Here is a 900-nt window from a genome sequence, read left to right on the forward strand (position 1 = left end):
ATCGCGCTCGGCCAGGCGGTCACGGTGATCGCCGGCGGCATGGAAAGCATGACCGGCGCTCCCTACCTGCTGCCCAAGATGCGCGGCGGCGCCCGCATCGGCCATGACAAGGTGATCGACCACATGTTCCTCGACGGGCTCGAGGACGCCTACGACAAGGGCCGCCTCATGGGCACCTTCGCCGAGGATTGCGCCGAGGCCTTCCAGTTCACCCGCGAGGCCCAGGACCAGTACGCCATCGCCTCGCTCGACAACGCGCTCGACGCCGAGCGCAGCGGCGCCTTCGCGAACGAGATCACCCCGGTGCACATCCACGCCCGCACCGGCGAAGAGATCATCACCCGCGACGAACAGCCCGGCCGCGCGCGACCGCAGAAGATCCCGACGCTGAAACCCGCCTTCCGCAAGGACGGCACGGTGACCGCGGCCAATTCCTCGTCGATCTCCGACGGCGCCGCGGCACTGGTCCTCACCACCCTCGACCACGCCGCCGCCACCGGCGCCACGCCGCGCGCCCGCATCCTCGGCCACGCCAGCCACGCCCAGGCGCCGCACCTCTTCCCCACCGCACCGATCCCCGCCGCGCAGGCCCTGCTCGACCGCATCGGCTGGAAGAAGGGCGACGTCGATCTCTGGGAGGTCAACGAGGCCTTCGCCGTGGTCCCCATGGCCTTCATGAAGGAGATGCGCCTGCCCCGCGACGTGGTGAACGTGAACGGCGGCGCCTGCGCGCTCGGCCACCCGATCGGCGCCAGCGGCGCGCGCATCATCGTGACGCTGCTCAACGCGCTGGAAACCCGGGGCCTCAGGCGCGGCGTCGCCGCCATCTGCATCGGCGGTGGCGAGGGCACGGCGATTGCCATAGAACGCCTCTGACCCTTCATCTTGCCAGATAAACTC

General features: G+C 70.2%; 1 protein-coding gene. It reads left to right on the forward strand.

Translation table 11 applies throughout. The features are described from left to right. On the forward strand, nucleotides 1-876 hold an 876-nt coding region (locus HC022_RS27665; protein WP_167454507.1), incomplete at its 5' end, for an acetyl-CoA C-acyltransferase. Nucleotides 877-900: the final 24 nt, after the last annotated feature.

It is taken from the genome of Salipiger sp. HF18, assembly GCF_011806505.1.
GTDB classification, from domain to species: Bacteria; Pseudomonadota; Alphaproteobacteria; order Rhodobacterales; family Rhodobacteraceae; genus Salipiger; species Salipiger thiooxidans.